23 protein-coding genes are annotated in these 25,723 nt (G+C 62.2%); 7 read left to right on the plus strand and 16 right to left on the minus strand.

Annotated features, from left to right (window positions below; all coding sequences use genetic code 11):
• Positions 1-433: 433 nt before the first annotated feature.
• A complete protein-coding gene (tsaA, locus tag B3520_RS04670; protein WP_286807610.1) occupies positions 434-1,162 on the minus strand; it encodes a tRNA (N6-threonylcarbamoyladenosine(37)-N6)-methyltransferase TrmO in 729 nt (242 codons plus the stop codon).
• Between the two features lie 87 nt (positions 1,163-1,249).
• Here tsaA and B3520_RS04675 point away from each other — a divergent pair, with 87 nt between their 5' ends.
• From B3520_RS04675 to B3520_RS04695, 5 genes are all read left to right on the plus strand, one after another.
• A complete protein-coding gene (locus B3520_RS04675) occupies positions 1,250-1,654 on the plus strand; it encodes a hypothetical protein (RefSeq protein ID WP_286807608.1) in 405 nt (134 codons plus the stop codon).
• Positions 1,655-1,730: 76 nt separating this feature from the next.
• The gene (locus B3520_RS04680) at positions 1,731-3,830 is read left to right on the plus strand and encodes a protein-disulfide reductase DsbD family protein (protein WP_286807607.1); all 2,100 of its coding nucleotides are present in this window, start codon (positions 1,731-1,733) and stop codon (positions 3,828-3,830) included.
• Positions 3,827-4,348, plus strand: coding sequence for a protein disulfide oxidoreductase (locus B3520_RS04685; protein ID WP_286807605.1), 522 nt, complete (start codon positions 3,827-3,829; stop codon positions 4,346-4,348). Before B3520_RS04680 ends, B3520_RS04685 begins: the two co-directional genes overlap by 4 nt.
• 21 nt (positions 4,349-4,369) lie before the next feature.
• Positions 4,370-5,101 (plus strand): DsbA family protein, encoded by a 732-nt coding sequence (locus B3520_RS04690; RefSeq protein ID WP_286807604.1) that lies wholly within the window; start codon positions 4,370-4,372, stop codon positions 5,099-5,101.
• Positions 5,102-5,183: 82 nt separating this feature from the next.
• Complete coding sequence (locus B3520_RS04695; RefSeq protein WP_286807602.1) at positions 5,184-6,284, plus strand: endonuclease/exonuclease/phosphatase family protein; 1,101 nt, start codon at positions 5,184-5,186, stop codon at positions 6,282-6,284.
• Between the two features lie 16 nt (positions 6,285-6,300).
• Here the strand turns inward: B3520_RS04695 and B3520_RS04700 are convergent, their stop codons facing one another.
• Both B3520_RS04700 and B3520_RS04705 read right to left on the minus strand, forming a co-directional pair.
• Positions 6,301-8,697, minus strand: a complete 2,397-nt coding sequence (locus tag B3520_RS04700) for a response regulator (RefSeq protein WP_286807600.1) — start codon at positions 8,695-8,697, stop codon at positions 6,301-6,303.
• A 67-nt stretch (positions 8,698-8,764) separates the two neighbouring features.
• Positions 8,765-10,108 (minus strand): sugar porter family MFS transporter, encoded by a 1,344-nt coding sequence (locus tag B3520_RS04705; protein ID WP_286807598.1) that lies wholly within the window; start codon positions 10,106-10,108, stop codon positions 8,765-8,767.
• A 169-nt stretch (positions 10,109-10,277) separates the two neighbouring features.
• Between B3520_RS04705 and B3520_RS04710 the strand changes: the two genes are divergently transcribed.
• Complete coding sequence (locus B3520_RS04710) at positions 10,278-10,457, plus strand: DUF6435 family protein (protein WP_024461446.1); 180 nt, start codon at positions 10,278-10,280, stop codon at positions 10,455-10,457.
• Between the two features lie 12 nt (positions 10,458-10,469).
• On the opposite strand, the gene hemW is transcribed toward B3520_RS04710, so the two are convergent.
• The 13 genes from hemW to B3520_RS04775 all read right to left on the minus strand — a co-directional run bounded on the left by hemW (position 10,470) and on the right by B3520_RS04775 (position 24,918).
• Complete coding sequence (hemW, locus tag B3520_RS04715) at positions 10,470-11,636, minus strand: radical SAM family heme chaperone HemW (protein WP_286807595.1); 1,167 nt, start codon at positions 11,634-11,636, stop codon at positions 10,470-10,472.
• A gap of 93 nt (positions 11,637-11,729) precedes the next feature.
• Positions 11,730-13,778, minus strand: a complete 2,049-nt coding sequence (locus tag B3520_RS04720) for an alpha/beta hydrolase family protein (protein ID WP_286807593.1) — start codon at positions 13,776-13,778, stop codon at positions 11,730-11,732.
• 180 nt (positions 13,779-13,958) lie between these two features.
• Positions 13,959-14,558, minus strand: coding sequence for an RdgB/HAM1 family non-canonical purine NTP pyrophosphatase (gene rdgB / locus B3520_RS04725; RefSeq protein WP_123638460.1), 600 nt, complete (start codon positions 14,556-14,558; stop codon positions 13,959-13,961).
• A 25-nt stretch (positions 14,559-14,583) separates the two neighbouring features.
• Positions 14,584-15,021: a DUF4426 domain-containing protein gene (locus B3520_RS04730; protein WP_024461443.1), complete on the minus strand. Its 438-nt coding sequence runs from the start codon at positions 15,019-15,021 to the stop codon at positions 14,584-14,586.
• A 151-nt stretch (positions 15,022-15,172) separates the two neighbouring features.
• Entirely contained in the window at positions 15,173-15,574 is a 402-nt protein-coding gene (locus B3520_RS04735; protein WP_123638459.1) for a DUF4168 domain-containing protein, read from the minus strand.
• Between the two features lie 246 nt (positions 15,575-15,820).
• Entirely contained in the window at positions 15,821-17,209 is a 1,389-nt protein-coding gene (locus B3520_RS04740) for a sigma-54-dependent transcriptional regulator (RefSeq protein ID WP_286807591.1), read from the minus strand.
• Positions 17,202-18,710: a sensor histidine kinase gene (locus tag B3520_RS04745; RefSeq protein WP_286875510.1), complete on the minus strand. Its 1,509-nt coding sequence runs from the start codon at positions 18,708-18,710 to the stop codon at positions 17,202-17,204. The genes B3520_RS04740 and B3520_RS04745 overlap by 8 nt, the downstream gene beginning before the upstream one ends.
• A 44-nt stretch (positions 18,711-18,754) precedes the next feature.
• On the minus strand, positions 18,755-19,360 hold the full coding sequence (metW, locus tag B3520_RS04750; RefSeq protein ID WP_123638914.1) for a methionine biosynthesis protein MetW: 606 nt from the start codon (positions 19,358-19,360) through the stop codon (positions 18,755-18,757).
• 11 nt (positions 19,361-19,371) lie between these two features.
• Positions 19,372-20,541: a homoserine O-succinyltransferase MetX gene (gene metX, locus B3520_RS04755; protein ID WP_123638456.1), complete on the minus strand. Its 1,170-nt coding sequence runs from the start codon at positions 20,539-20,541 to the stop codon at positions 19,372-19,374.
• Between the two features lie 80 nt (positions 20,542-20,621).
• The gene (locus B3520_RS04760) at positions 20,622-22,607 is read right to left on the minus strand and encodes a dynamin family protein (RefSeq protein ID WP_286875512.1); all 1,986 of its coding nucleotides are present in this window, start codon (positions 22,605-22,607) and stop codon (positions 20,622-20,624) included.
• Positions 22,608-22,749: 142 nt separating this feature from the next.
• Complete coding sequence (locus B3520_RS04765; RefSeq protein WP_286807585.1) at positions 22,750-23,340, minus strand: YggT family protein; 591 nt, start codon at positions 23,338-23,340, stop codon at positions 22,750-22,752.
• A gap of 41 nt (positions 23,341-23,381) precedes the next feature.
• Positions 23,382-24,209 (minus strand): pyrroline-5-carboxylate reductase, encoded by an 828-nt coding sequence (proC, locus tag B3520_RS04770; protein ID WP_286807583.1) that lies wholly within the window; start codon positions 24,207-24,209, stop codon positions 23,382-23,384.
• A gap of 22 nt (positions 24,210-24,231) precedes the next feature.
• Entirely contained in the window at positions 24,232-24,918 is a 687-nt protein-coding gene (locus B3520_RS04775) for a YggS family pyridoxal phosphate-dependent enzyme (RefSeq protein ID WP_286807580.1), read from the minus strand.
• A 95-nt stretch (positions 24,919-25,013) separates the two neighbouring features.
• Here B3520_RS04775 and B3520_RS04780 point away from each other — a divergent pair.
• Positions 25,014-25,723: type IV pilus twitching motility protein PilT (locus tag B3520_RS04780; RefSeq protein WP_286875514.1), on the plus strand; the 710-nt coding region annotated here is incomplete at its 3' end.

Consider the following 25,723-nt stretch of genomic DNA (forward strand, 5'->3'; position numbering starts at 1 on the left):
TGCCGCGATGGCATGGATGCCAAGGAGCGGCCCTTGGAGGCTTCTCATCGGCATCCATGCCTCAGAGAGTCTCGAAGTGGTATAACCCACGGCAGGCCTCAGTGCTAACGAAGACCAAAGGTTGGCGTAGGGCGCGGTAAGGCCGGAGGCCGCACCCGCCGTCAATACACGTGACGTTTCCGAGGGGCTCGACGATGGGTGACGGCGGATGCGCTTCGCTTATCCGCCCTACGCCACCATTGGGTGCTACCGGCACTGAGGGCCGATGTGTGGTGCACTCTTCCCGGACCGTGGAGCCGGGGACCGGCGATCCGAGCCTACAGGGATGTATGAACGGCGTGTCCGGGAAGAGTGCACCACACAGCGGGCCGGACGTGACCCAAACCACCTCAAAAGTGATCGCATCGTGTGTATTTGCGACAGATTATATCGATCAGTGCGGAAGGACTTCTGTGACAATCAACCGGTGGTTGCCGCTGTCGTCAGGTTGGTAAAACCAGCGCACCTCGGCGTCTTTGAGAGTCATGCCGTAGCGTCGGGTCGGGTCCGGCTTCTGGTATTGGGGGCGGGGGTCCTGCTGCAGAATCTGGCGCACGAGCGCCTCCCAATCCTCACCCGTGCGAGCACCCAACACCCGGCACCCGGCCTCCGCCTCCGGCATGAACACCACCTCCACCCACTCCGGGGCGCTATCCGCAAAGCGGTTCTCCGCCTCCGGCAGCGAATCCGTGTAGGGCACGTAAGGCTTGAGATCCAGCACCGGCGTGCCGTCGAGTAGGTCAATGCCCGACAACTCCAGCCACAGTTTGCCGCTTTCCTGCTTCACCCCCTCCAGCTTCACCACCGACAATCCGATGGGGTTGGGGCGCAGGGGCGAGCGGGTGGCGAATACGCCCAGACTGCGGTTACCGCCCAGGCGCGGGGGGCGGACCCGGGGGCGCCACTGGTCGCTCGGAGGGCGGTGAAACACGAACTGCAGCCACAGGTGCGAGCAGTGCTCCAGCCCCGCCAGCGCCTGAGGGTCGTTGTACGGAGGTAGCAGCTCGAGTTGGGCCCGGACCGCGGGGGCCAGGCCCGGCTGGCGCGGAATGCCGAACTTCTCCACAAAGGGGGAGCGAATGATGCCAATGGGGGAGAACGTGTAATCGGCCGTGTCGGTCATGGGTGAGGTCGGTTGGGGAGATTTGAGAACCTTGCCGGCATCCAGTAGTCTTAGCGGCTACCCGGATTGCTGCCGTATCCTGAACCTATGTTGAATCGCGCCGCCTCAAAACGCAATGCTCTCTGGTCGCTACTGGCGGCCGGACTGGTATTGGTCCTGTGCTGGAGCCAGCCTCTGGCGGCGGCCTCGCTGTGCCCGCTGAAGGCCGAGCTGTATGAGCGCTCGGTAGCGGAGCCCGAGTTTGCGCCCATCCTGAACGCCGATCTGGCGTCGATTCCCGTTGACCTCAACCCCGAGCACGGCGACTGCGATCTGACCGAACAGTGGCTGCAGAGCCAGGTGTTCCAGGCGGACCTGTTTCTGCCCACCTGTCTGCTGTTGCTCTGGCTGCTGATCGGGCTGGCGGCCGGTAAAGGGGGTCGCTGGCGTCTGTCCGAGCCCATTGTCCCGCCGCGTCGGCGGCATCTGCTCTTCTGTGTGTTTCGCGAATAGCGTCGATTGAACCGCTCGCCCGGCCGTACCGGGCGAGTTTGCACCCTATACGATCGATTCTGTTTGGAGACACGTTATGCTTTTCTCTCGATGGTTGATCTGGGCGAGCCTGTTGCTCGCCTGGGCGACCTCGGTCTCCGCCGCCCCGACCACGGGCTGGCTGAGTACCGAACAACACCCCGAGGCGCAGGTGCGCCTCTCTCTGACCGGTCAGCGGCACGACGACGGGCGCCTGAGCGCGCTACTCGAAGTGCGTCTGGACGGTGACTGGAAAACCTACTGGCGCTCGCCCGGTGAGGGGGGCGTGGCACCGGCCATGGACTGGTCCGGTTCGCGAAATCTCGAACGAGTCCGGTGGCGCTGGCCCGCGCCCGAGCGCTTTGACCTGATGGGCATCGACACGGTGGGCTATCGGGGGCAGGTGGGCTTCCCGTTGGAGATTCACCCCGAGCGGGCCGATCAGCCGATGCGGCTGCAGGGGCGCTTTACCCTGTCCAGTTGCACCGATATCTGTGTGCTGACCGATTACGACCTGACCCTGGATGTGGACCCCGATTCCCTCCAGCCCTTGGATGAGCAATTACACGTCTATAACCAGGCCCTGAGCCAAGTGCCCCGAGCTCTGCCGGGAATTGAGGTGACGTCTCTGGCGTGGGATGAAAGTTCGGGTTATCTGCGCGCCACCCTGGAGCGTCCGGCGGGCTGGTCCCGGCCGGATGTGCTGCTCGATGGCGACTTCCCGGGTGCCGATGAAACCCTGTTTCAGAAACCGCAGATCACCGTGCATGGCACCACCCTGACCGCCCTGTTTCAGCCGGAGTTCTGGGCCGAGGCGCCGGACTGGGTGGGGGAAACCCTGTCTCTGACCCTGCTCGATCAATCCCTGGCGGCGGAGTACCCGGTGACCCTGGAGGCGGCCAGCGCACCGATCGCGCCGGAGGCCGGGTTGGCCCTCTGGCAGATCATCGGTGTCGCGCTGCTCGGCGGCCTGATTCTGAACGCCATGCCCTGCGTGCTGCCGGTGCTGGGCCTGAAGTTGCACAGCCTGGTGGGCGCCTCGGGGCGGGATAGACGCCAGGTGCGGGGGCAGTTTCTCGCCTCGGCGCTGGGGATACTGGTGTCGTTCTGGCTGCTGGCGGCCTTTCTGCTGGTGCTGAAACTGACCGGTGGCGCTCTGGGTTGGGGCATTCAATTTCAGAGCCCCTGGTTTATTGGCCTGCTGACGGTGGTCACCTGGCTGTTCGCGTTGAATCTGTTGGGGCTGTTCGAGCTGCGTCTACCCGGCGGGCTGGGTAACTGGATGGCGCAACGGGGCGGCCATTCCTTGTGGGGCCACTTTGTCCAAGGCGTGTTTGCCACCTTCCTGGCCACGCCCTGCACCGCGCCCTTTCTCGGGACCGCCGTGGCCTTCGCCCTCGGCGCCAACGCCCTGCAACTGCTGACGACCTTTACCGCCCTGGCGGTGGGCATGGCGGTGCCCTGGTTGGCGATCGCCCTCTGGCCCGGTGTGGTGCGCTGGCTGCCCGGTCCCGGACCCTGGATGCACTGGCTCAAAGTATTGTTTGGCGCTCTGATGGGGGCCACCAGTGTCTGGTTGCTGAGTCTCTGGATGAACTTTTTAAGCGCTTTCGCGTTGGTTCTGGTTCTGCTGATACTCGCGCTGCCCGCTCTGTGGCTGGTTTACCGGCGCAAAGGCGGGCGGGCGCTGGGGGTCACTCTCGCCGCCGGTCTGCCGTCGCTGCTCGGTGTGGGTCTGCTCGGCAGTCTGGCGCTGGGGCACTGGGGTCAGCCGCTGCCCGAGGACCATGCCTGGGAGACCTTTGAGCGCGAGGCGATTGCGCCCGCGGTAGCCGATGGGCAGACGGTGTTTGTCGATGTGACTGCGGACTGGTGCATCACCTGTCAGGCCAACAAGCTGGGGGTGCTACGACAGGAGCCGGTTTATAGCGCCCTGGGCGAGTCGGATATCCGGCGCCTGCGGGCCGACTGGACCCGGCCGGATGAACGCATCAGTGCGTACCTGAAGGCGCAGGGGCAGTACGGTGTGCCCTTCAATCGCGTCTATGGGCCGGGCGCGCCGGAGGGCATCGACCTGCCCACCGTGTTGACCGCCGATCAGGTGTTGGCGGCGCTGGCTCAGGCGGGCGATCAATCCGAGTCTGGAGGGGCACCATGACGGCGACACCGGAACGATCAACACGGCGCTGGTTGGGCTGGCTGCGTCAAGTGGCGGTGTTTGTACTGCTGTTTGCCCTGGTCTCCACCCTGTCCGACGCCTGGCGCAGCCGATCGGTGCCGGACCAGGGCCTGCCGGACTGGCCCATGCATACCCTGACCGGAGAGACCGTCGACCTGGCGGCGCTCAGTGAGGAGCGCCCCGTGCTGGTTTATTTCTGGGCTACCTGGTGCGGCGTGTGCAAACTGGTGTCGCCCACCGTCGACTGGCTGGCCGAGGACCACACCGTGGTGTCGGTCGCCCTGACCTCCGGTGACAACCGTCGCCTGGCCCGCTTTATGAGCGCCAAGGGTTACGACTTCCCGGTGGTCAATGATCCCCGGGGCGAGCTCGCGCGCGCCTGGGGCATAGCCGCCACCCCCTCTATTGCGATTGTCCGCAAGGGCGAAATTTCCTCTTTTACCGTGGGCATCACCACACCGCCGGGCCTGTGGCTGCGGCTGTGGTGGGCCTCATAAATCCTGTTCTGGAGAACAATCATGATCATGACTTTTTTGAACCGTCTGAGCACCCTGGTGCTGGCCACTGTATTGCTCGCGCCGCTGGCGTGGGCCGACTCGCTGACCGAAACCCAGGAGGAACAGCTCAAAACCCTGGATACCCTGCTGCGGGATAATCCCGAGATCATCGACTCCCTGGTGACCAGCGTGCAGCGCCACCTGGAGCAACAGAAAAATTCCGCCACGGCCCTGGAGGATCAGCGCGAGTGGATGAACGATGCCCGTCACCCGGCGCTGGGGAATCTCGAAGGCGAGCGGGTGCTGGTGGTCTTCAATGACTACAACTGCCCGTTCTGTAAACGCCTGGAGCCGGTGCTGGCGCAAGCCATTGAGGAGTATCCCGACCTGAAAGTCATCAACGTCTTTCTGCCTTTGCGCCAGCAGAGCGTCGAGGGGCTGAATACCAACTCGGCGCAGTTTGCCATGCAGGTCTGGCAGGAGGCGCCGGGTAAGTTCCCCGAGGTCCATCGGCGCCTGATGGGCAAAAGTGGCATGCACACCGCCCGCTCCCTGCGCGATGTGGCCAAGGCCACGGAGACCGAAGCGCAGCTTGAGCGCAGTGCCGGCCAGGGTGCCCAGGTGCAGGAAAACTACGGCGTCTTCACCGGCCTTGGGTTGCGCGGCACCCCGAGCCTGGTGGCGGGGGATGAAGTGGTGCCCGGGTTTGTGCCCTATGAGCGGCTGAAACCGCTTCTGGAGCAGGCCCGCTAAGCACTGAGACCCGCTACCTTGCCAGCATGCCATGGATCGCTTAGGCTCATCGCACTATTGAGGCGAACAAAGGGATTCAATCATGCTGGCAAGCCTGTGGGTGGCGGTGACGCTGTTGGTACTGCTGACCGTTCTGCCCGTGTTGCGGCACGATCGCTGGTGGATTCGGGGGCTGGATTTTCCGCGTTTACAGCTGGCCTTGTTAGCGTTGCTTCTGGTGCTGCTGCCCTGGTGGTTGCCACCTTCGGACGCCGGGCACAGCTGGGCCATGGCGTTGATCAGCGCGGCCTGTTTCGCCTATCACGCCTGGTGGATCCTGCCCTACACCCGCCTGCATCCCAAAGAGGTTCGCGGCGTGGGTTCGTTGAGTGAGTCGGATCGGGCCAACCGCATCGCCATCATGACCGCCAATGTCCTCACGCCCAATCGCCAGGCCCAGCGATTGCTGTCTCTGGTTAAGGAGCATCAACCCGACCTTCTCGTGACCCTGGAGTCCGACCGCTGGTGGCAGCAACAGCTCGATGTCCTCGAAACGGATTATGCCTACACCATCAAGTGCCCCCTCGATAACCTCTACGGTATGCACGTCTACTCCCGCTATCCGTTGGAGAATGTGGCAATTCAGTTTCTGGTGGAAGATGATGTACCGTCCATGCACGCCGAAGTGGTGTTGCCCTCCGGTGAACGAATTGTGGTGCATTGCCTGCATCCGGCGCCGCCGAGCCCGACCGAAAATGAAACCTCTTCGGAGCGCGATGCGGAGCTGCTGGTGGTGGGTCGCAGTGTGGCGGAAAGTGATTCACCGGTGATTGTGACTGGCGACCTGAACGATGTGGCCTGGTCCGCGACCACCCGCCTGTTCCGCAAAATCAGTGGCCTGTTGGATCCACGTATCGGGCGGGGCATGTGCAACAGTTTTCACGCCAAGGTTCCGTTGTTGCGCTGGCCTCTGGATCACCTGTTTCACAGCGAGCACTTTGTGCTGGAAAACCTCCGGCGTCTGCCGGCTTTTGGTTCAGACCACTTTCCGGTGTTGGTGCGTCTAGTCTATCGCCCCAACGCACGGCCGCAAGAAGGGCTGGACGCCGATCGGGAGGATCGGCAGTGGGCCCGGGAAAAAATGGCCGAGGAGTCGGTCACGCCCGGTGAGGTGCACCGCCCGGAAGTGGCCATGCCCAAATAGCGGGCCCTCGTTAGACTCAGGCCTCTCCGCCGTGCCGGTTCAGGCCCATCTTTTCGAAGGCCTGATACAGCTTAGCCAGGGTGATGGGCTTGCCCAGATAATGGTTCATGCCCGAGGCGAATACCTCTTCACGGTGTTCCTGCAGGGCGTGGGCGGTCAACGCCACAATGGGAATCGCCGGACGGTTGTGATGGCGCTCGTGCTCGCGGATGCTGCGGGTGGCTTCAAAGCCATCCATTTCCGGCATTTCGCAATCCATCAGGATCAGGTCGTAGCTTCCCCGGCAGGCGGCCTCATAGGCGGCCAGGCCGTCTTCCACCAGCCGCGCGTCGATACCCATCTTGCCCAGCAACCCATTGATCACCATCCGGTTGACGGCATTGTCTTCAGCCACCAGCACCCTCAGGTGGGCGAATTGCTGATAGTCGGTGGGCGTCGGCACCTGGGTGTTCTCATCCTCCAGGTTTTCGCCCAGCATGCTGATCAGCCGGCGGCGTAGGCTGCGGGCAGAAAACGGTTTGTGCAGCACACTGTGAATGCCCAGGTTCGCCAGATTCTCGGGCTCGGCGCCGAGCTCTCCCGCATCAAGCAGCAGTCGGGGAATGTCCTGGGCGATCGAATCGCCTTTGAGCTGTTCGGCTAGCGCAATGCCCTCCATGTCATCGAGCTGGCTGCCGATGGCAATAAAATCGATGGCTTTGTTCTGCTCGTTCATCCCGTGCAGCCGAGCGATGGCGTCGGCCCCGGACGCAATGCAGTCCAGAGTCATACCCCAACGTTTGCAGTGGCGGGCGAGGAAGTCCCCCAGGCGTGGGCTGGGGTCGACAAACAGCAGCCGGCGCCCCTTGAGTATGGCCAGCGCTTTCTCCTCCTGTGCCCTCTGGCGGTCCGGCATGGACTCGAAGGCGGCCGTAAACCAGAAGCGGGCGCCCCGCCCCTTCTCGCTCTCGACGCCGATGGTGCCGCCCATCAATTCAGCCAGGCTTTTACAGATGGCGAGACCGAGGCCGGTGCCGCCGTATTGCCGGGTGGTCGATGTGTCTTCCTGATTGAACGAGTCGAACAGGTGGGTCTGCGAGGAGCGCGCAATCCCGATGCCAGTATCCTGGATGGAAAACAGCAGCCGCGGTTGCTCGTCGGTGTAGTCCTCGGCCCGGCAGACTTCCAGCACAATGTGTCCCTTGTTGGTGAACTTGAAGGCATTGCCAAGCAGGTTGATCAGAATCTGGCGCAGCCGGGTCGGGTCGCCTTTGAGTTTGCGGGGAACATCCGGGTCCACGCCACCCATCAGTTCGATACCCTGCTTGTTGGCGGTTGCACCAAACAGGCGCAGGCAGTCTTCAATCAGGTCCTCCAGATCAAAGGCGGCCACTTCGAGCTGCATTTTGCCTGCCTCGATTTTCGAGTAATCGAGGATGTCGTTGATGATTTCCAGCAGGGTTTCCCCGGAGCGGTGAATCACATCCAGGTAGTGTTTCTGGTTGTCGTTCAGGGGCGTGTCCCGCAGCATGTCCAACATGCCGATCACCCCGTTCATGGGGGTGCGGATTTCGTGGCTCATGGTGGCCAGAAACTGGCTCTTGGCCCGGTTGGCATCTTCGGCGGCCAACTTCTGGCGCTCGTTGCGGGCCTTCTCCTCCCGCTCGTGCAGGAGCGCCAGCTCCATCGCCTGACGCTGCTCGATATCCTCGAGCAGCGTTTCCCGCATGTGATTGATCGCCTCCACGACATTGTCCAGCTCGTCGGGGTTGTCATCCGGCTTGATGCGTTTCAGGCGCAAGGGGGTGGTCAGGTTATCCAGGTGGAGCTGACGGGCGTAGTGGGCGATGGTTTCCATATGGCGGGTCAGCAGGGTGTACACCAACCACAGGATGAAAAACGAAATGATCAGAGTTTTGGTGCCCTGTACGCCGGCGATAAACAGCGTGCGTTGCCACAGTCGGTCATAGATGTTGGTCAGGCTGGCGGTAATCTGCAGGGTGCCCAGCTCTTGCCGGGGTGTGCTTTCGTCCTGATAGACCAGGGGGTATTCCTTGATCAGATACTGGTTGGGACGCGCTTCAATATCGGCCTGGGTCGTGCCCTCCTTGTACTCGATCAGGGTCTGCTCGGCGTTATTCCAGTCGCGCCAGGAAACGCTCACCTGCACCACGTCTTCTACATCCAGCACACTGTCGATCTGAATCGACAACTGATCCTGGTCAAACCCCCACAGGCTTTTGGTGATGCTCGCCAGGGTGCTGACGCGGACCTGATCCAGGCGCTCTTCCAGTGCCGACAGGTCGTCGTGAAAGCTTGAGTAGAGTTGCATCAGGATGGCCACCAGAGTGATGGCCGAGCTGCTCAGGATGATCAGCCCGAGCAGGCGGGTGGCGATGGGGTTTTCGCGTGTGTAGCGAATCAGTCGCAGCATGAAGGTCGGTCACTGGCAGAGTGGGCGAAGCGCTCGCACTAAGTGTAGCACTTCACCCTCTGGCCGGTTACCGCTTTTGACTGAGCTGGACCTCCAGGTCCTCCAGTGAAACACCTTTGGTCTCGGGCATCAGGTAGCGCACGAACAGCAGTTGCAGCACCATCATGACAGCGAAGAAAGCAAATAGCGGTGCCCCGCCGAGGGTGCCGGCAAAATACGGAAAGCTGAACGCGACCAGGGCGGCAAATACCCAGTGAGTGCCCGAGCCCAGGGACATGCCGTAACCGCGGACGCTGTTGGGGAAGATCTCGGCAATAAAGACCCAGATGCAGGCGCCCTGACCGATTGCGTGGGAGGCGATAAACACAAAAATCAGCAGCGGCACCAGGCTGCCACCGAAGGCTTCCAGATGAAAAATCAGGGCCAGGCTAGTCAGTGACAGAATGTAGCCAAAGGAGCCAATGTACATGAGAAAGCGCCGCCCGAAGCGGTCGATCAGCGCCAGACCGATCAGGGTAAAGACCAGGTTCACCAGCCCGAGTCCGGCGGAGGACAAGAGCGCGGCACTGCTCTCCATGCCCGCCATGGAAAAAATGCGCGGCGCGTAATAGATCACCGCGTTGATGCCGGACACCTGATTGAAAAACGCAAACAGAAAGGCGAGCAGAATCGGCCAGCGATAACGGCCGGACAGAAACTCCCGGAGCTCGCTGCCCTGCGCCTTCTGTTTGTGGCTGTGCTCAATCTCCGCCAGGGCCTGCTCGACCCGGCTGGGGTCGATCATCGTGAGCACTCGGCGAGCCTCGTCGTGGGCGGCGCGCCGGGTGATCAGCCAGCGGGGGCTGCGGGGCACAAACAGAATCAGAATCACAAACAGCAGGGCGGGCACCACTTCCACGCCCAGCATGATGCGCCAGTCGCCCCCGGCACTGGCCACACCGTAGTTGGACAGATAGGCACACAGGATGCCGAACACCAGGTTGAACTGAAACATGGCGGTCAGGCGGCCGCGCAGACCGGTGGGGGCGATTTCCGAGATATATACCGGGGCGGCCACTGAGGAGGCGCCCACGCCGAGCCCACCGAGAAAGCGGAACAGCATCAGGCTGTAGGCATCGGGGGCGAGGGCCGAGCCGAGTGCCGAGACCAGATACAGGACTCCAATCCAGAACAGGGTTATCTTGCGCCCGTAACGGTCGCAGGGAATGCCGCCAAAGATGGCACCGATGACCGTACCGGCCAACGCCGATGAGACCATCAGGCCGATCAGGGCATCCGAGAGCGCCCACTGTGCCTGGATGGCCTGTTCCGCGCCGGAAATGACGGCGGTATCAAACCCGAACAGGAAGCCGCCCAGCGCGACGGTGAATGACCAGAACAGCAGTCTGGCGTGATTGATGGTACGAGTCATGGAATCGGTCCGTTATTACTATTATGAGAGGTCGGTCTGTAACCGGTATCATAGTCCCTGATACGGGAAATCACCAGTTTCTGTTGGCCCCATGGGCTATCAGGGTTCGTCCGTTTGGGCAAAGGGCACGTACACTGGTCACACTATCGAACTTCAGGAGTGACCCACCATGTTGAGCTGGCTCAAGTCAGACCCCCGTAAAAAGCTGCAGAAAGCCTACGAACAGCGCCTCAAGGACGCCATGCTCGCCCAGCGCAGTGGCGATATCAAAACCTACTCTTTATTGACCGAAGAGGCCGAGGGGATCTATCAGCAGATCAAAGCCCTGGAAGCCGACAGCAGCCGCTAGCAGAATGAAACACTAAAAAGCGGCCAGCACGTCGTTGAGAAACCGACGCCCGAGGTCGGTCGTACACAGGCGCTTGTCCTTGGGATGTACCAGTCCCTTGCGTTCCAGGTCGCGCCAGGCCGGGTCCAGCCTGGACAGAGGTAGACCGGTGTACGCCTCGAATGCTTGCGCCGGTACGCCTTCGTTCAGGCGCAGAGCATTGAGCAGGTAATCCAGTGGCAGGTCCTCGGGCTTGAGGGTCTCCTGCCCGGCGAGCATCGGGTGCTCCGCGTTCGCGGGCGTGGTCGAAGCAGCGGCGGCCCGCTCAAGGTAGTGAGCGGGTAAGCGGGTTTTCCAGCGCCGGGTGATGTCGCCGCGCTCGGGATGGGTCACTTTCCCGTGGGCGCCGGCACCGATGCCCAGATAATCCCCATAGGTCCAGTAGTTGAGGTTGTGCCGGGCGGGCTTGCCGGGCTGGCAATAGGCAGATACTTCATACTGGCCGTAGCCCGCCTCGGCCAGCAGGGCTTCGCCGGCCTGCTGGATATCGGCCAGGGTATCCTCCACCGGCAACAGCGGGGGCGCACTGTAAAAATGGGTGTTGGGCTCGATGGTCAACTGATACCAGGACAGGTGCTCGGGGGCCAGTTCAATGGCCTGTTGCAGGTCGGCACAGGCGGCCGCGGTGCTCTGCTCTGGCAGCCCGTGCATCAGGTCGAGGTTGATATTGTCGAAGCCGGCCTGCCGGGCCATGGCCACGGCGGCCAGCGCTTCATCGCGACCGTGAATACGGCCCAGCTTGTGCAATTGCTCGGCCTGAAAGCTCTGCACCCCGATGGACAGCCGGTTCACCCCGGCGCGGCGATAGGCACTGAAGCGCGCCTGCTCGAAGGTGCCGGGGTTGGCTTCCAGGGTAATCTCCGCATTGGAGGCCAGTCCCACCGTCTGATCGACGTTTTCCAGAATCCGACCAATCGCCTCGGCGGAAAACAGGCTCGGCGTGCCCCCGCCGAAAAATACCGTCTGGATGGCGCGCCCCTGAGCCAAATCAGCCTCGGCGGCCAGGTCGGCCCCCAGGGCGGCGACGTACTCTGCCTCGGGTAGAGCGTCACCGGCCTGGTGCGAGTTGAAATCGCAGTAGGGGCATTTGCGGACGCACCAGGGAATGTGAATGTAGAGCGAGAGCGGGGGGAGGCGCATGGCAATCCGGCGGTTCACTAAAAACAGGCCGTCACTATACCATGACCTCCGCCTCCCTTACCTCCGCCGCTCTTGTCTCGGAAGGGCGGAAGTCTAATCTGCCTCGCTGTTCGTCGTTGCCAGTGTCTGCCCGGAGGGCGCCAGGTGCTCATCCAGAAATGCCAGTACCTCCTCGATCAGCATCTGGCGCACCGGCTCCTCACCGTAACTGTGGCCAGTATCTTTCAGCGGCAGGTACTTCACCGGTTTGTTGGCCGCCTGCAGTTTTTCCAGCATCAGCTCTGATTGCTCAATCGGCACAATCTCGTCTTCTTCCCCGTGGACCAACAGCACCGGGGCGCTGATACCACTGGCGAAGTTGGCGGGCGAGTGAGCGGCCAAGCGCTCCGGGGTGAAGTAGTTTTTGGCGATAGAGCGAGAGAAGTATTCGATGACCCAGTGGTCTTCGCCCAGGTCCTTCTCTTCATGTTCCAGCATGGCGTTCAGGTCGCTGACCCCATGTATGGAAATGGCACAGCGATACAGATCGGGGGTAAAGGCTGCGCCCGCCAGGGCTGAGTAACCGCCGTAGCTGGCGCCGGCAATGCAGACCCGGTCCGGATCGATAAAGCCGACGTTGCTCAGGGCTTTTACCGCATCGGATACGTCATCCTGCATGGCTCGGCCCCACTCGCCCAGACCGGCCGCCCAATGCTCGTATCCGAAGCCGTAAGAGCCACGGAACTGGGGCTGAATGACGGCATAGCCACGGGCGGCAATCGACTGAACCAGCGCGTCGAATTCCTGGCGATCGTAAGATTCCGGCCCCCCGTGTGGTAGCACAACGGCGGGCAGGTTTTCCGGGTTGGCGGCGTGAACCCGCGGAATGGTCAGCAAGGTGGGAATGACCAATCCGTCCCGGGCTTTGAACTCAAAGGGTACCGAGGGTTGCACTTCGGCTTCGCTGATACCGGGATAGGCACTCAACAAAAAACGCACCGGTTGATTTTTCTGCGACAGGTAAAACTCGCCGGCGGTGGAGGGCCCCTCCAGATACAGCACCAGATTGTTCAGCTCGGAGTCGGCGTTGACCACATAAAGGGAGTGACCCTTGAACTGTGCCTGAAGTTTGCTCACCCGATCATTCAGCACGGCATCAAAAAAGTGGTAGCTGGGGTTAAAGCCCGCGTAGGTGATGCCAATCGCGACCCGCTCGGCGTTGAGACGGACGTTGGCGATGTCGCTATCGTTGCGGTTGAGGTCGAGCCGTTCCTGCTTGCCACTGTTCAGGTTCAATCGGTAATACTCGAGTCGACCGGTATCCCAGTCCTCCTTGAGCATCACCAGTGATTGCTGATCCGGTGTTTCTCCGATAAACGAGGCCACGGTGCGCGGCGAGTTGTCCGAATAGATAACCCGCCAGTCATCGCCGTCACGCACCAGAATCTCGTGCTGATAGTCGTCTTCGTTGTAACGCTCCTGCGCCAGGACTTTTCCGTTGCGCCCGACGAACCAGTCCACGGTATAGGAGTGGCCATCTTCCAGGACCTTGGGATTGCGCGGTTTCTCAATATCGACTTCGAGCAGGGCGTAATCGGGTTGTCGATCGGTTTTGGAGCGGGGCACATAGGCGGGCATGTACAACTTCCGGCCGTCGTCGGAAATCCCGAGAATTCGCCCCAGGCCCTGCTGGCCGGCGTAGATGACATGGCCCGGGCGCAACAACTGTTCGATGTCGCCGGTCTCGACGTTCAACGCATAGGCGGTACTGATTTCGTTACGGCCCCGAAAGCCCATCAGACGGGTTTCCTTGGAGGCGACCATGATCAGGTATTGGTCGCTGACAAAATGCAGCCGCCGCGGGTCCATTTCCCCGACGTGGGCACCGGTGATGTTTTTTCCTTCCTTCAGGGAATGAACCAGAATCAGGTCTTTATCGCCATCCCGGGTACGAAACGCCAGAAGTTCACCGTTGGGCGAAATGGCGACCATTTCCCGGGAAGGGTCGACACCGTAGAGAGAGGCGAGCTGTTCCAACTCCGGTGAGTCTGCGGCGGTTGGAAGCGCAAGTAGGGTGAGCAAGGCGATAGAGCAGACCCTGAGTATGGAGAGAGCGTTGAACAGGAGTGAATCGGCGCGAGTGCCGGAGAGAGTTTTCATCATGAGTACAGCCCGTCCTTCTTGAGCAGATGTGAATGTCACGACGCCATTACGGTCGGCATCACGTCTACTGCTCCATGACGGGGCGCCTCAACCCTGGCGTTATTATTAGTACGACAATTGGGATTACGCCACAGGTTGGCGTGAATTTCAATTGCCAATTGTCCGTTTGCGTGCGGGGCGTCAGGACGCCCCGTTGGTCAGCCCGGCGAGCAGCGCCCGGGTGGCGATGGCCCGGTGGCTGATTTTGCCTTTTTCTTCTTTGCCCAGCTCCGCTGCGCTGCACTGACGTTCGAGGACCTGAAACAGGGGGTCGTAGCCAAAGCCGCCCTCACCCTTGGGTCCGGTGCGGATGCGCCCGCGCCACTGGCCCTGAGCGATCACCGGGGTGGGGTCTTCAGCGTGGCGCATCAACACCAGCACACAGTGATAGCAGGCGCCGCGCTCGGCCTCGGGGACGCCCTCGAGTTCCTGCAGCAAGCGAGCATTGTTATCGGCGTCGGTGGCCTTCGGGCCAGCGTAGCGAGCCGAGTAGATGCCGGGGCGGCCATCCAGAGCATCCACAGACAGACCTGAGTCATCGGCCAGGGCCGGCAGGCCGGTTTGGGCGCTGGCGTGGCGCGCTTTCAGGATGGCGTTCTCGACAAAGGTCAGGCCGGTTTCCTCGGCGCTGTCGAGTCCGAACTCGCCCTGGGAGAGGACCTGATAGCCGCAATCGGCGAGCAGTTGTTGAAACTCTTTCAGTTTGCCGGGGTTGCCACTGGCGAGTACCAGTTTCTGCATGCATGCTCCTCAGTGGATGGTGAAATTACTTTTCAATGTACAGCTTTTGGCTGAAGCGCAGTTCGAAGCTCTGCTCGGCGCCCTCGGGCTGAATGGTAATCCGGAAGTTGTACATCTCTTCATTGAGATGGCGCACCGGAGCGATGTAGTAAGTCGTGTCGCCTTCGCTGATCTCTTTGAACTCGAGGGTCTGGCTCTGTTGTAACAGATTGTTGGCGGTACCACTCAGTCTGGCGGGTAGGCCCAATCCTCCGTCGGCGCGGGCAATGCTGACGTTGACCAGGGCCCGGTCTTCACTGCGCACCAGATTGTGCACGCTGGCGATGTCGGGCAATACGAAGGTGCTGTTGAACACGCTGTAGTACACCTGGTAATCACCAAAGCGCTCCGAGCCACTCTGGGCATGGGTCAGGGGCGACAGTAGCAGCGCTAGCAGGGCGGTCAGGGACAGCAGGCGTGACATGTGGGTTCTCCGGCTTCGAATGACAAGGGTTCGGACGCGAGCACGACCAGGAGAAAGTCTACCTTACTCGGTGGGTCTTTGGCATAAGGTTGGAATACAAAAAAACGGGGCCGTCTGGCCCCGTTATCGATGCGTGTTGGTCTGCTCCGTTTTAGGAGTCCTGTTCAATACGCGCTGTCAGCTCCGCCTCAATCTGGCTGCGCAGCTCTTCGCTCTGACCGGCCTGGTTGGCGATCTGCTGGTACTCAGAGATGGACAGACCGGAATCGCTCACTGCTTCCTGCATCTTGGTCTGGGCTTCCTGCTGCAGTTCGGTGGCTTTCTCGGGATCTTCCACCGCCTGAAGCTTCTGAGTGTACTCCTGGTTGATGCCCTGAACCGCCATGTAGGCGTCCACGAAGCTTTCCACCTGGTTTTCGCTTACGTCCATTGCTTGAGCCTGAGGCTGGGCCTGCGGGGCTTGCGCTTCGCCCTGGGCGGAAACGGTCGCTGCACCGAACAGCAGACCAACAGACGCCAGCAGAGCGAGTACGGGATGTTTGATGGTACGCATAAGTTTCTCCTCACAGTGAAACAGAGTGTGGGTTTTCAAAAACCCGTTAGTTGTGTTGCGTACCCGGGTTTATCGCAACGCCCGTGCCAGAAGTCCAAAAAATTTATAACGCTTTGATCTGTATGGGTTTTGTTTAGGTTGCGGCCTGCTGTGTGTGGACTGGGTCACTGTGCCCTTTCGCTCATGTGCCAATTTGACTCACCCTTGAGTGTGTCGGATGGGCGCAAGCTGCTCAGAGAGGCAAATTCACGCGTCGGTTTCCAGCCAGCGGTAGAGGGTGCGGCGACCGATGTTGAGAATATCGGCGGCGCGCTTTTTGTTGCCGTCCACCTGATCGAGCACATAGTGGATGTAACTGCGCTCCACTGCATCCAGCGACACCAGCTCGCCCTCGCCGGTGGGGGGCTGCCAAGAGTCGCCGGAGGCGGGCTCCGGGGTTGGCGTGGCCTGGTGAATCCGCTCGGGCAGGTGTTCGGGCCCGATCAGGCGCTCCGAGCAGAAAGTGACCGCACGTTCGATGATATTGGACAGCTCGCGCACATTGCCCGGGAAGGGGTAGCGCTTGAGCAGGTTGAGCGCCTCGCCACTCAGGCCGTCCACCGGTTGCTGACGGCGCTGGTTGAACTGGTGCACCATGTGCGCGATAAGCCGCTCCAGGTCATCGCCGCGTTGGCGCAGTGGCGGCACTTCGATGGTGAAGGTTTCCAGCCGGTAGTAGAGATCCTCCCGAAAGCGCCCCTCGCTGACCTCATCGGGCAGCTCCCGGTTGGTGGCGGCGATGATGCGCACGTTCAGGTCCTGTTCGGTGTTGCTGCCCACTGGCCGCACCCGACCGTCCTGCAGTACCCGCAGCAGGCTCGATTGCATCTCCATGGGCATTTCGCCGATCTCATCGAGCATCAGGGTGCCGCCGTCGGCGGCAGCAAACAGGCCGCGCCGGGCCTTGCTGGCGCCGGTAAAGGCGCCCGCGGCATGGCCGAACAGTTCACTTTCCAGCAGGTTGGCGGCAATGCCGCCGCAGTTGAGCGCAATGAATGGGCCATCCCGACGATCGCTTTCCCGGTGAATGGCGCGGGCTACCAGCTCCTTGCCCACGCCACTCTCTCCGGTCACCAGCACCGGGCCGCCGGCCTGGGCTACCTGCTGTATCTGGGTGAACAGTTGGCGCATGCGCGGGCTGCGCCCGATCATGCCGTGAAACTCGCCCTGATCCAGCAGGCGCCGATAGTAGCTCAGCTCCTGCTCCAACTGTTGGCGCTGTAGAGTGCGGGTGATGGACAGGGTAAAGTGGTCCAGGTCCAGGGGTTTGGTCAGAAAGTCATCGGCGCCGCGTTTGAGGGCATCCACCGCCTGATCGATGGTGCCAAAGGCGGTGATGGCGATAAAACTCGGGCGGACGGGCAACTGACGCAACTCTTCGAGCAGGTCCAGACCGTTGCCATCGGGCAGATGCAGGTCGCTGACCACCAGTTTGGGCGCCTCCTCGCTCAGCCACTGCCGGGCGCTGGCCAGATCCCCCTTGCCGGCACAGCGGTGACCGGCATCGGTGAGCTCTTCCAGCAACAATTGACGCAAGTCCGGGTCATCCTCGATCACCAGAATGTCCACGGGAGCGGCACTGGGGGTGTCAGGCATTGGGAGTTACCTCAGGTGCGTTCAGGGCGGACGGCGAGTCGGCCGGGGGCTGAAAGGGGATGGTCAGATCAAAGCGGGCCCCGCCGAGCTCGCTGGTGCCGATGTCGATACGGCCACCGTGCTCGGTGACCACGGCGTTGACCACTGCCAGCCCGAGCCCGGTGCCGACCCCCACTGGCTTGGTGGTGACAAAGGGTCCGAGCAGCTGTTCGCGTATCGAGGGGTCGATGCCCGGGCCGTTGTCCTCCACCACGAGCTGCACGGCGTCGGCCGTGCAGTGCCAACTCAGCCGGACGAGGCCGTTGGGGGTGGCCTGCACGGCGTTGCGCAGCAGGTTGATCAGTGCCTGCTCCAGGCGCAGGCGATCGGCATTGAGTGCGGGGCAGGGGGCCTCGGACGCCTGAACCTGGATGTCGACCACCTGTTTGCGACGCTCCTCTTCCACCTGCTGCAGGGAGGATTGCATCAGATCGGTCAAGCGGACTTCCCGGTGCTCGGGGGTCACCGGGCGGGCAAAATCCATCAGCTGGCGGATGATCCGCTCCATGCGCTGCAGCTGCTGGCGGATGTCCTGCAGGGTTTTGGCATCCTCGGGGGTTGCTCGGCGCAGGGCGCGCTGGGCCTTACCGTCGGCCACGCTCAAGGGGGTGCCCAACTCGTGCGCGACCCCGGCGGCAAAACGTCCGATGGCGGCCAGTTTTTCGGCTTGGTGTAGCTGGTGTTTGAGTTGGTATTCCCGTTCCCGACGAGTGGTGATTTCCCGCTCGGAGGCGACGATGCTGTCGAGCATCCGATTGATGCCTTCGGACAGGAAGCGCAGCTCGGTGGGGCCCTCGGTATCCAGGCGATGGTCCCGGCGGCCGCTGGCGACGGTGGCCATACCGCTCCCCATGGACTGGATGTGGCGACCAATGGCGCGCTGATAGCCGATCCACACCAGAATCAGCACCAGCAGGGCCGAACCGGCCAGAATGCTGATCGCCCGGGTACGGAAGGCGCGAATCTGTTGGACGAAGTCGCTGCCTCGCCGGGTGACCTGGAGTAACCCGTGGATCCGCCCCCCACTGTCGGTCAGGGGCATGAAGTAGGAAAATACCGCCTCACCACCGATTTCCTCAAAGGCGCTCTGCTCGCTGCCCCGGGAGGCGAGGCTGGCGGCCTCAATGTCCTGTACCTGTACGTTGCTCGGGCCCTGGGCGGTGATGCGGTTGCCCTGCTCGTCGTAGACATAGACGCCGTACACCCGACCGATATCCCCCGCCGAGGTCACGGTTCGACGCAGGGTTTCCTCGTGGCCATTTTCCAGTGCGTAGCTCAGGGGGCGGCGAATGGAGCGGGCGATCAGCTCGATTTCCTCCTCCATATCGGTTTCCGCTGTCTGCTCCAGTTGGCGCAGGCTGAAGCCGGCGGTGGTGATCATGATCAACAGAAAGGGCGCGAGCACAAACGCCAGCAGCGCGGTGCGGATGTTGTACAGACCGAAGGGCTGTCGCAATCCCATGGAGGCTGACTCCCGGTTTGGGGGTGGCTGAAGCGAAGACCGGTCTACTGACCGGCCCGGTCACCGAGGCGCAGGTGGTAAATCGCGGTCTCGCCAAACAGGTTGGGCGATACATCCTTGAGAAAGTTCGGCGACGCTTCGTTGACCACCTGGCGGTGCAGCACGGTGATGCCTTTGTCCCGGCAGAGCACCTCGAAATCCCGGAAGGTGCAGAAATGGATGTTGGGGGTATCGTACCACTCGAAGGGCAGCAGGTCGGACACCGGCATGCGGCCACGCACCGCCAGGTGCCAACGGGCTTTCCAGTGGCCAAAGTTGGGGAAGGTGACGATGCACTCCTTGCCCACCCGGAGCATTTCATCCAGCACTTTATGGGGGTAGTGCATGGTCTGGATGGCCTGAGCCATGATCACGGTATCGAAGCTCTGGTCGGCGAAATTGCCCAGGCCGTCATCCAGGTTCTGCTCAATGACGTTCAGGCCCTTGTCGATGCAGGCGTTGATCTGGTCGGCGCCGATCTCCAGGCCGTAGCCGGAGGTGTTCTTGGTCTCCTGCAGATACTTGAGCAGGGTGCCGTCGCCGCAGCCCAGGTCGAGAATGCGGCTGCCCTCGGCAATCCAGTGCTGAATTTCGGTCTGGTCGAGTCGCATGGGGGCTCCGTTCATGCCTTGGCCTCCTGGCGCTGCGCGTCCCGGGCCACGCCCGCCATGTAGCGGGTGAAGGCCTCCCGGTAGCGTTCGCTGGGCAGCAGGAAGGCATCGTGGCCGTAGGGCGAATCAATGGCGGTGTAGGTGACCGGCTGGCGGGCGCCGAGCAGAGCGTCGACAATTTCCCGGGAGCGCTGGGGCGAGAAGCGCCAGTCGCTGCTGAAGGACACCACAAAAAACCGGCAGCGGGCCTCGGCAAAGGCCTGGACCGGATTGTCGTCGTATTCCCGGGCCAGGTCGAAGTAATCCAGCGCTCGGGTAATCAGAATATAGCTGTTGGCATCGAAGTTATTGGCAAAGCTGTCGCCCTGGTAGCGCAGATAGCTCTCCACCTGAAACTCCACCGGATCGTGCTGACCGCGCACAAAGCTGCCGCTGCGCAATTCCCGACCGAATTTCTCGCCCATGGCGTGATCGGACAGATAGGTGATATGGCCAATCATACGCGCCACCGCCAGCCCGCTGCGGGGCAGGGTGTTGTGCTCCAGATAGCGCCCGTCAAGGAAGTTCGGGTCGGACATGATCGCCTGCCGGGCGGTTTCGTTGAAGGCAATGTTCTGGGCGCTCAGCTTCATTGCCGAGGCGATCACTACCGCGTGACCCAATCGGTCCGGATACTCCAGAGCCCAGCGCATCACCTGCATGCCGCCGAGACTACCGCCGACGATGGCGGCCCAGCGTTCAATGCCCAGCGCATCGGATAAACGGGCCTGACTCTCGACCCAGTCACGTACCCGCAGCATGGGAAAATCCGGTCCCCAGGGCTTGCCGGTGGCCGGGTTGGTGCTGCGCGGGCCAGTGGAGCCGCTGCAGCCGCCGAGGTTGTTGGGGCAGACCACAAAAAACTTGTTGGTGTCGATGGCTTTGCCCGGGCCGATGTAGTTGTCCCACCAGCCGGGCTTGCGATCGTCCATGCTGTGGTAGCCGGCGGCGTGATGGTTACCGGACAGGGCGTGACAGATTAGTACCGCATTGGAGCGGTCGTCGTTGAGGGTGCCATAGGTCTCGTACACCAGCTCGTAGCGCTCGAGCGTGGTGCCACAGGCCAGCGTGAGCGGCTCAGTGAACTCCAGAGTCTGGGGGGTGACCAGACCCACCGAGTCGTCGGGCAGGGTGTCGGGCATTGGCAATCTCAGTCCTGGATGGAGAGTAAACCCGCAAGTCTAAGGTTGCGCCGGGAATGCTGCAAGCGATGCGGTCCGGATCAGGGGGCGGTCTGAGCCGCCCGGGGGCGGTGCAGGGGAACCACCGTGGCCTGATGCTCCGGTTGATTCATGGCGGGTTGGGTCTGCTCGCGCACCGCCTGGAGGTCTGCCAGGGCGCGCTCCATCTGGTCGATATTGTCGCGCAGGGTGCTCACCTGCTGAGCCTGGTCCTGTTGTTCCCGGCGCATGCGGGTCAGGCGCAACATATGGTGTTCGAGCAACTGCCGTTGATACTGGTTACGCTGAAACAGCGGCACCAGGGCCTGTTTCAGCCAGTGATCAATGATGTTGTAGAGCTGATGCCATAGCGTCCGGGCCTCCTGGACGAGGGTGCTGACAAAACGCTGAATCAGTGGCCCCTTGAGGCTCAACAGACTGTCCAGCGAGGCGCGGAACTGGTCGGCCTGATGGTGCAGTTGGCGCAACTGCCGGCGTTGGTCCGCGAGGTCCAGCCGGTAGTTGGCTGGGGTCTGGTCGGCGTCAATGGCATGCTCGGGGCGCTGGTAAATGGAGTCCAGTACCCGGTTGGTACGCTCCACTTCTCGCTCCAGGTGGCCCATCTGGTGGTCCAGCCAATCGAACAGGTGTGCCATGGAGCGGGACAACCCCAGGGTGGTCCAGCTGTTGGTCAGTTTCTGGCGGGTGTGGTCGATTTCCCGGGCCAGCCGCTCCGGGCTGATGACCTGGATGAGGGACGGTCTCTGCTTGTCCAGCAGCATCTGACTGGTGCGCAGCGACAGTGACTGTTTGTGGTACTGGCGATGTTTCTGGCGGATGGCCTCGCGCCGTTCGTTGAGCAGGGCATCGCTCTGCGCCCGATCGCCGGTGCGTATCAGCAACAGCTCCTGTTGGGCGTCTGCGATCCGGCCCTTGAGGCTGTGGTAGACGTTGTCGATCATGCTCTGGCTGTCGGTGATCAGGCGTTGGCCGGCCAGTTGCTGACGACTGCGGGCCACTGTCTCCCCGAGGGCCTTTTCCAGGTGACCAAAACCGCTGCGCTCAAGACGCTCGGCGTCGTCGCGGGCGCGGGCCAGCAGTGCCTGCTTGGCCGACAGGGGTAGGACCTGTTCGGGCTCCAGGGCCAATTGGCGGGCGGTCAGTTGGCGGAGTTGCTCCACCGTCTGAGCCACCTGCTCCGGTGGCTGGAGATCATCCCACAGACTGTCGACCTTGTTGAGCAGGGTCAGCACGGCGCTGCCGCGCTGCTGGCGAAGCCCCTGAATATGGTCGCGCCACAGGGTCATGTCGCTGGCGGTCAGACCGGCGTCGGCCGAGAGCAGAAACACGATGGCTTGGGCCTGGGGCAGCACCTTGAGAGTCAGTTCGGGTTCGTTGCCCAGGGCATTGAGCCCCGGAGTGTCGATGATCCGCAGGCCGCGGCGCAGCAGCGGGTGATCAAGGCTGATCATGGCGTGGCGCCAGCGAGGGATGGCCACCTGTCCCTGGTCGTTGCGCTCACTGTTTTCATCGGGACAGAAACCGAGTGCCCGGGCCTCATCGTCGCTGACCCACTGGCTGGCGGAGACCTGATCGAGGGTGGCGCGCAGCGTTTCCGGTGTCTTGGGGTCCAGGGGCAGGGTCACCCAGTTGCGGGGAATCCGTTTGAAACGCTCCAGACTGGCCTGGCTGCGCCGGGTCTCGATCGGCAGCAGGCGCAAGCAGTTGGGCCGGTCCGGGTCGCAGTATATTTCGGTGGGGCACATGGTGGTGCGGCCCGGGTGGGAGGGCAGAATCCGCTGCTTGCGCTCGTCCATCAACAGGGCGTTAATCAGCTCGGTTTTGCCCCGGGAGAACTCCCCGACACAGACCAGAGTGAAATCATTGCTGCCCAGTAACTGGCGGGCCTGAACCAGGCATTGATGCACCTCATCGCTGACCAGTCCGTGGGTCTGGACCCAGTGTTCGAAGCGACGCAGCCGCTGGCTCAGATCCTGACGCCAGAGGTGGTAGTGACTCATGTGACGGTACAGCGCTCGGGTGTCCATAGTGGCCCTGTGTCCTGAGTGGTTTTGAGTGTTGGTGTTATGGGCCGGTATTGGACTACGTCCGGGTACTCGATACCAAGGAGATTTGGTCTGAGCGGCTGATCGCGCGGACAAGCGGTTGTCCGCGGCGATGGCTGTTGGCTTACATGCCGATGACCAGGCCTCCGGGCATGCCCACGCTCTGCCCCAGAGCCGGCACCAGGTAGCGATTGAGGATGTGCAGCACCATGAAGGCGAAAATCGGAGTGATATCGATGCCGCCGAGCGGGGGAATCAGTTTCTGGAAGGGGGCCATGACCGGAGCCACCAACTGGCGCACCAGAATCAGTGCCGGATGCTGACTGAAGGGGGCGACCCAACTGGCGATGATGGAGATGATCAGGCACCAGAAGTAGATCGACAGAACCACAGACAGAAGACCGATGGCGGACCAGGCGATGGTGTAGAGCGGGTTGAGAAAGCCGAGACCGGCGATGACCAGCACCAATTGGATCAATAACCACTGAACCGCCAGCGCCAATACCAGCGCTGCCAGATCAACACCGAAAAAACCGGGAATCACCTTGCGCAGGGGCATCAACAGCGGGTTGGTGGCCTTGGCGACGAACTGGGAAATGGGGTTGTAAAAATCCGCCCGCACCATCTGGAACAGGAGGCGCAGGATCACCAGCATCAGGTACAGCGAGCCCAGGGTGCGAATGATGTAAATGGCAATTTCAGCCGAGGTGGACATGGTGTTTCCTCTTGTCGGTCGGGTTCCGCGGTGCGGGTCGGTTACTGTCCCAGGGCCTTGGCCAGGCTGACCGAGCGCTCGGCGCAGGCGGTCATGGCGCGCTGGAAGGTGTCGCGCAGGCCGTCTCGTTCGAATGATTCAATGGCGGCTTCGGTGGTGCCGCCCGGTGACATGACCCGACGGCGCAGCTCGTCCACACCCACATCGCTGGTGCGGGCCAGGGTGGCGGCGCCCAGGGCGGTCTGCAGAGTCAGTTCGGTGGCGGCCTCCCGGGTCAATCCCTGCTGAACGCCGGCGTCGATCATGGCCTCCATGACCAGGAAAAAGTAGGCGGGGCCGGAGCCGGAGACGGCGGTCACCGCATCCATCAGTTGCTCCTCTTCCAGCCACTGAACCGTTCCGACGGCGCCCAGAATCTGTTCCGCCTGTTCGCGTTGCGCGGGGCTGGTGTGGCGGTTCGCATACAGGCCGCTGGCCCCGGTTTTGACCAGGGCCGGTGTGTTGGGCATGCAGCGCACGATCGCCTGGTCCTCGCCCAGCCAGCGACTCAGGCTGGCCCCGTCAATACCGGCGGCGATGGAAATCAGCAGCGGATGGTGGGCCAGGCTCGGCCGCAGGGCTTCGGTGACGGTTTTCATCACCTGGGGTTTGACCGCGAGCACCACCACCTCGGCCCATTCGGCCACCGCGGCGTTGTCGCCCGTGCCGATACCGAAATCGCGGCTGAGCTGCTCCAGGGCGTCGCCGTTCAGGTCACTGGCCCGGATGCGCTCGGCGGGATAGCCTTCCTGCACCAGGCCGCCAATGATGCTGCGGGCCATATTGCCGGCGCCGATAAAGGCCAGATTGGGGTGTTGGGTGTTGCTCATAGTCATTCCTGTTGGTTCGGTATTAGCTTCGAGGGCCAAAAATATCGGTGCCGACCCGTACCAGGGTGGCGCCCTCGGCGACCGCCGCTTCGAGGTCCGCGGACATGCCCATGGAGAGGGTATCCAGCGCGAGCCCCTGGGCCCGCAGGTCCTCCAGTGCCTGCCGCAGTCGAGCCAGGCTGGCACGCTGGGCCGCCTGCTCCTCCCGTGGAGCTGGAATCGCCATCAGGCCCCGCAGGCTCAGATTGGGTAGCTGGCTGACCTTCCGTGCCAGGTCCGGCAGTTCCTGCAGGCTGACTCCGGCCTTGCTGTCTTCCGCATCGAGGTTCACCTGCAGGCAGACATTCAGGTGACCGAGCGGGGCGGGACGCTGGTCGTTCAGGCGCTGGGCAATCTTGAGCCGATCCACGCTGTGCACCCAGTCAAAATGCTCGGCGATATCCCGGGTCTTGTTGGACTGAATCGGGCCGATAAAATGCCACTCAATGTCGGGTAAGTGCGCCAGGGCCTCCTGCTTGGGCAGCGCCTCCTGCAGGTAGTTTTCCCCGAAGCGGCGCTGTCCCGCCTGGTAAGCGGCTTCCAGCGCCTCGGCGGGCTGGGTTTTGCTGACTGCGACCAGCTTCACAAACTGGGGGTGACGACCGGCGGCTTCGGCGGCCGCAGTCAGGCGGGCGGTGACATTGTGGAGCTTCTCGTCTATCTTTGGCATATCTGTCCCGGTGGGGGTTGTCGGCCTGAGCGCTCCTGTCGCGCCCGGCCCCTCAGTGGCCACTGAAACCACAGAAACACAAATAAGGTAGCAGTATGGATATTACGGAACTTCTGGCCTTTAGCGCTAAACAGGGCGCTTCAGACTTGCACCTCTCCGCAGGCCTGCCCCCCATGATCCGGGTGGACGGCGATGTACGGCGGATCAACCTGCCTCCGATGGAGCACAAGCAGGTGCATAGTTTGATCTACGAAATAATGAATGACAAGCAGCGCAAGGACTTTGAAGAATTCCTGGAAACCGACTTCTCCTTTGAGGTGCCCGGCGTGGCCCGTTTCCGGGTGAACGCCTTCAATCAGAACCGCGGTGCCGGCGCGGTGTTCCGGACCATTCCTTCCAAAGTGTTGACCATGGAAGAGCTCGGTATGGGCAGTGTGTTCCGCGATATCTGTGCGGTGCCCCGGGGGCTGGTGTTGGTGACCGGCCCGACCGGTTCGGGCAAGTCCACCACGCTGGCAGCGATGATGGACTACATCAACGACAACAAATACGAACACATCCTGACCATTGAGGACCCGATCGAATTTGTCCACGAAAGCAAAAAGTGCCTGGTCAACCAGCGCGAAGTGCACCGGGACACTCACGGCTTCTCGGAAGCGCTTCGCTCGGCGCTGCGGGAAGACCCGGACATCATTCTGGTGGGCGAACTTCGGGACCTGGAAACCATCCGCCTGGCACTGACCGCGGCGGAAACCGGTCACCTGGTATTCGGCACCCTGCACACCACCTCGGCGGCCAAGACCAT

Source organism: Marinimicrobium sp. UBA4509 (genome assembly GCF_002388575.1).
GTDB lineage: Bacteria > Pseudomonadota > Gammaproteobacteria > Pseudomonadales > Cellvibrionaceae > Marinimicrobium > Marinimicrobium koreense.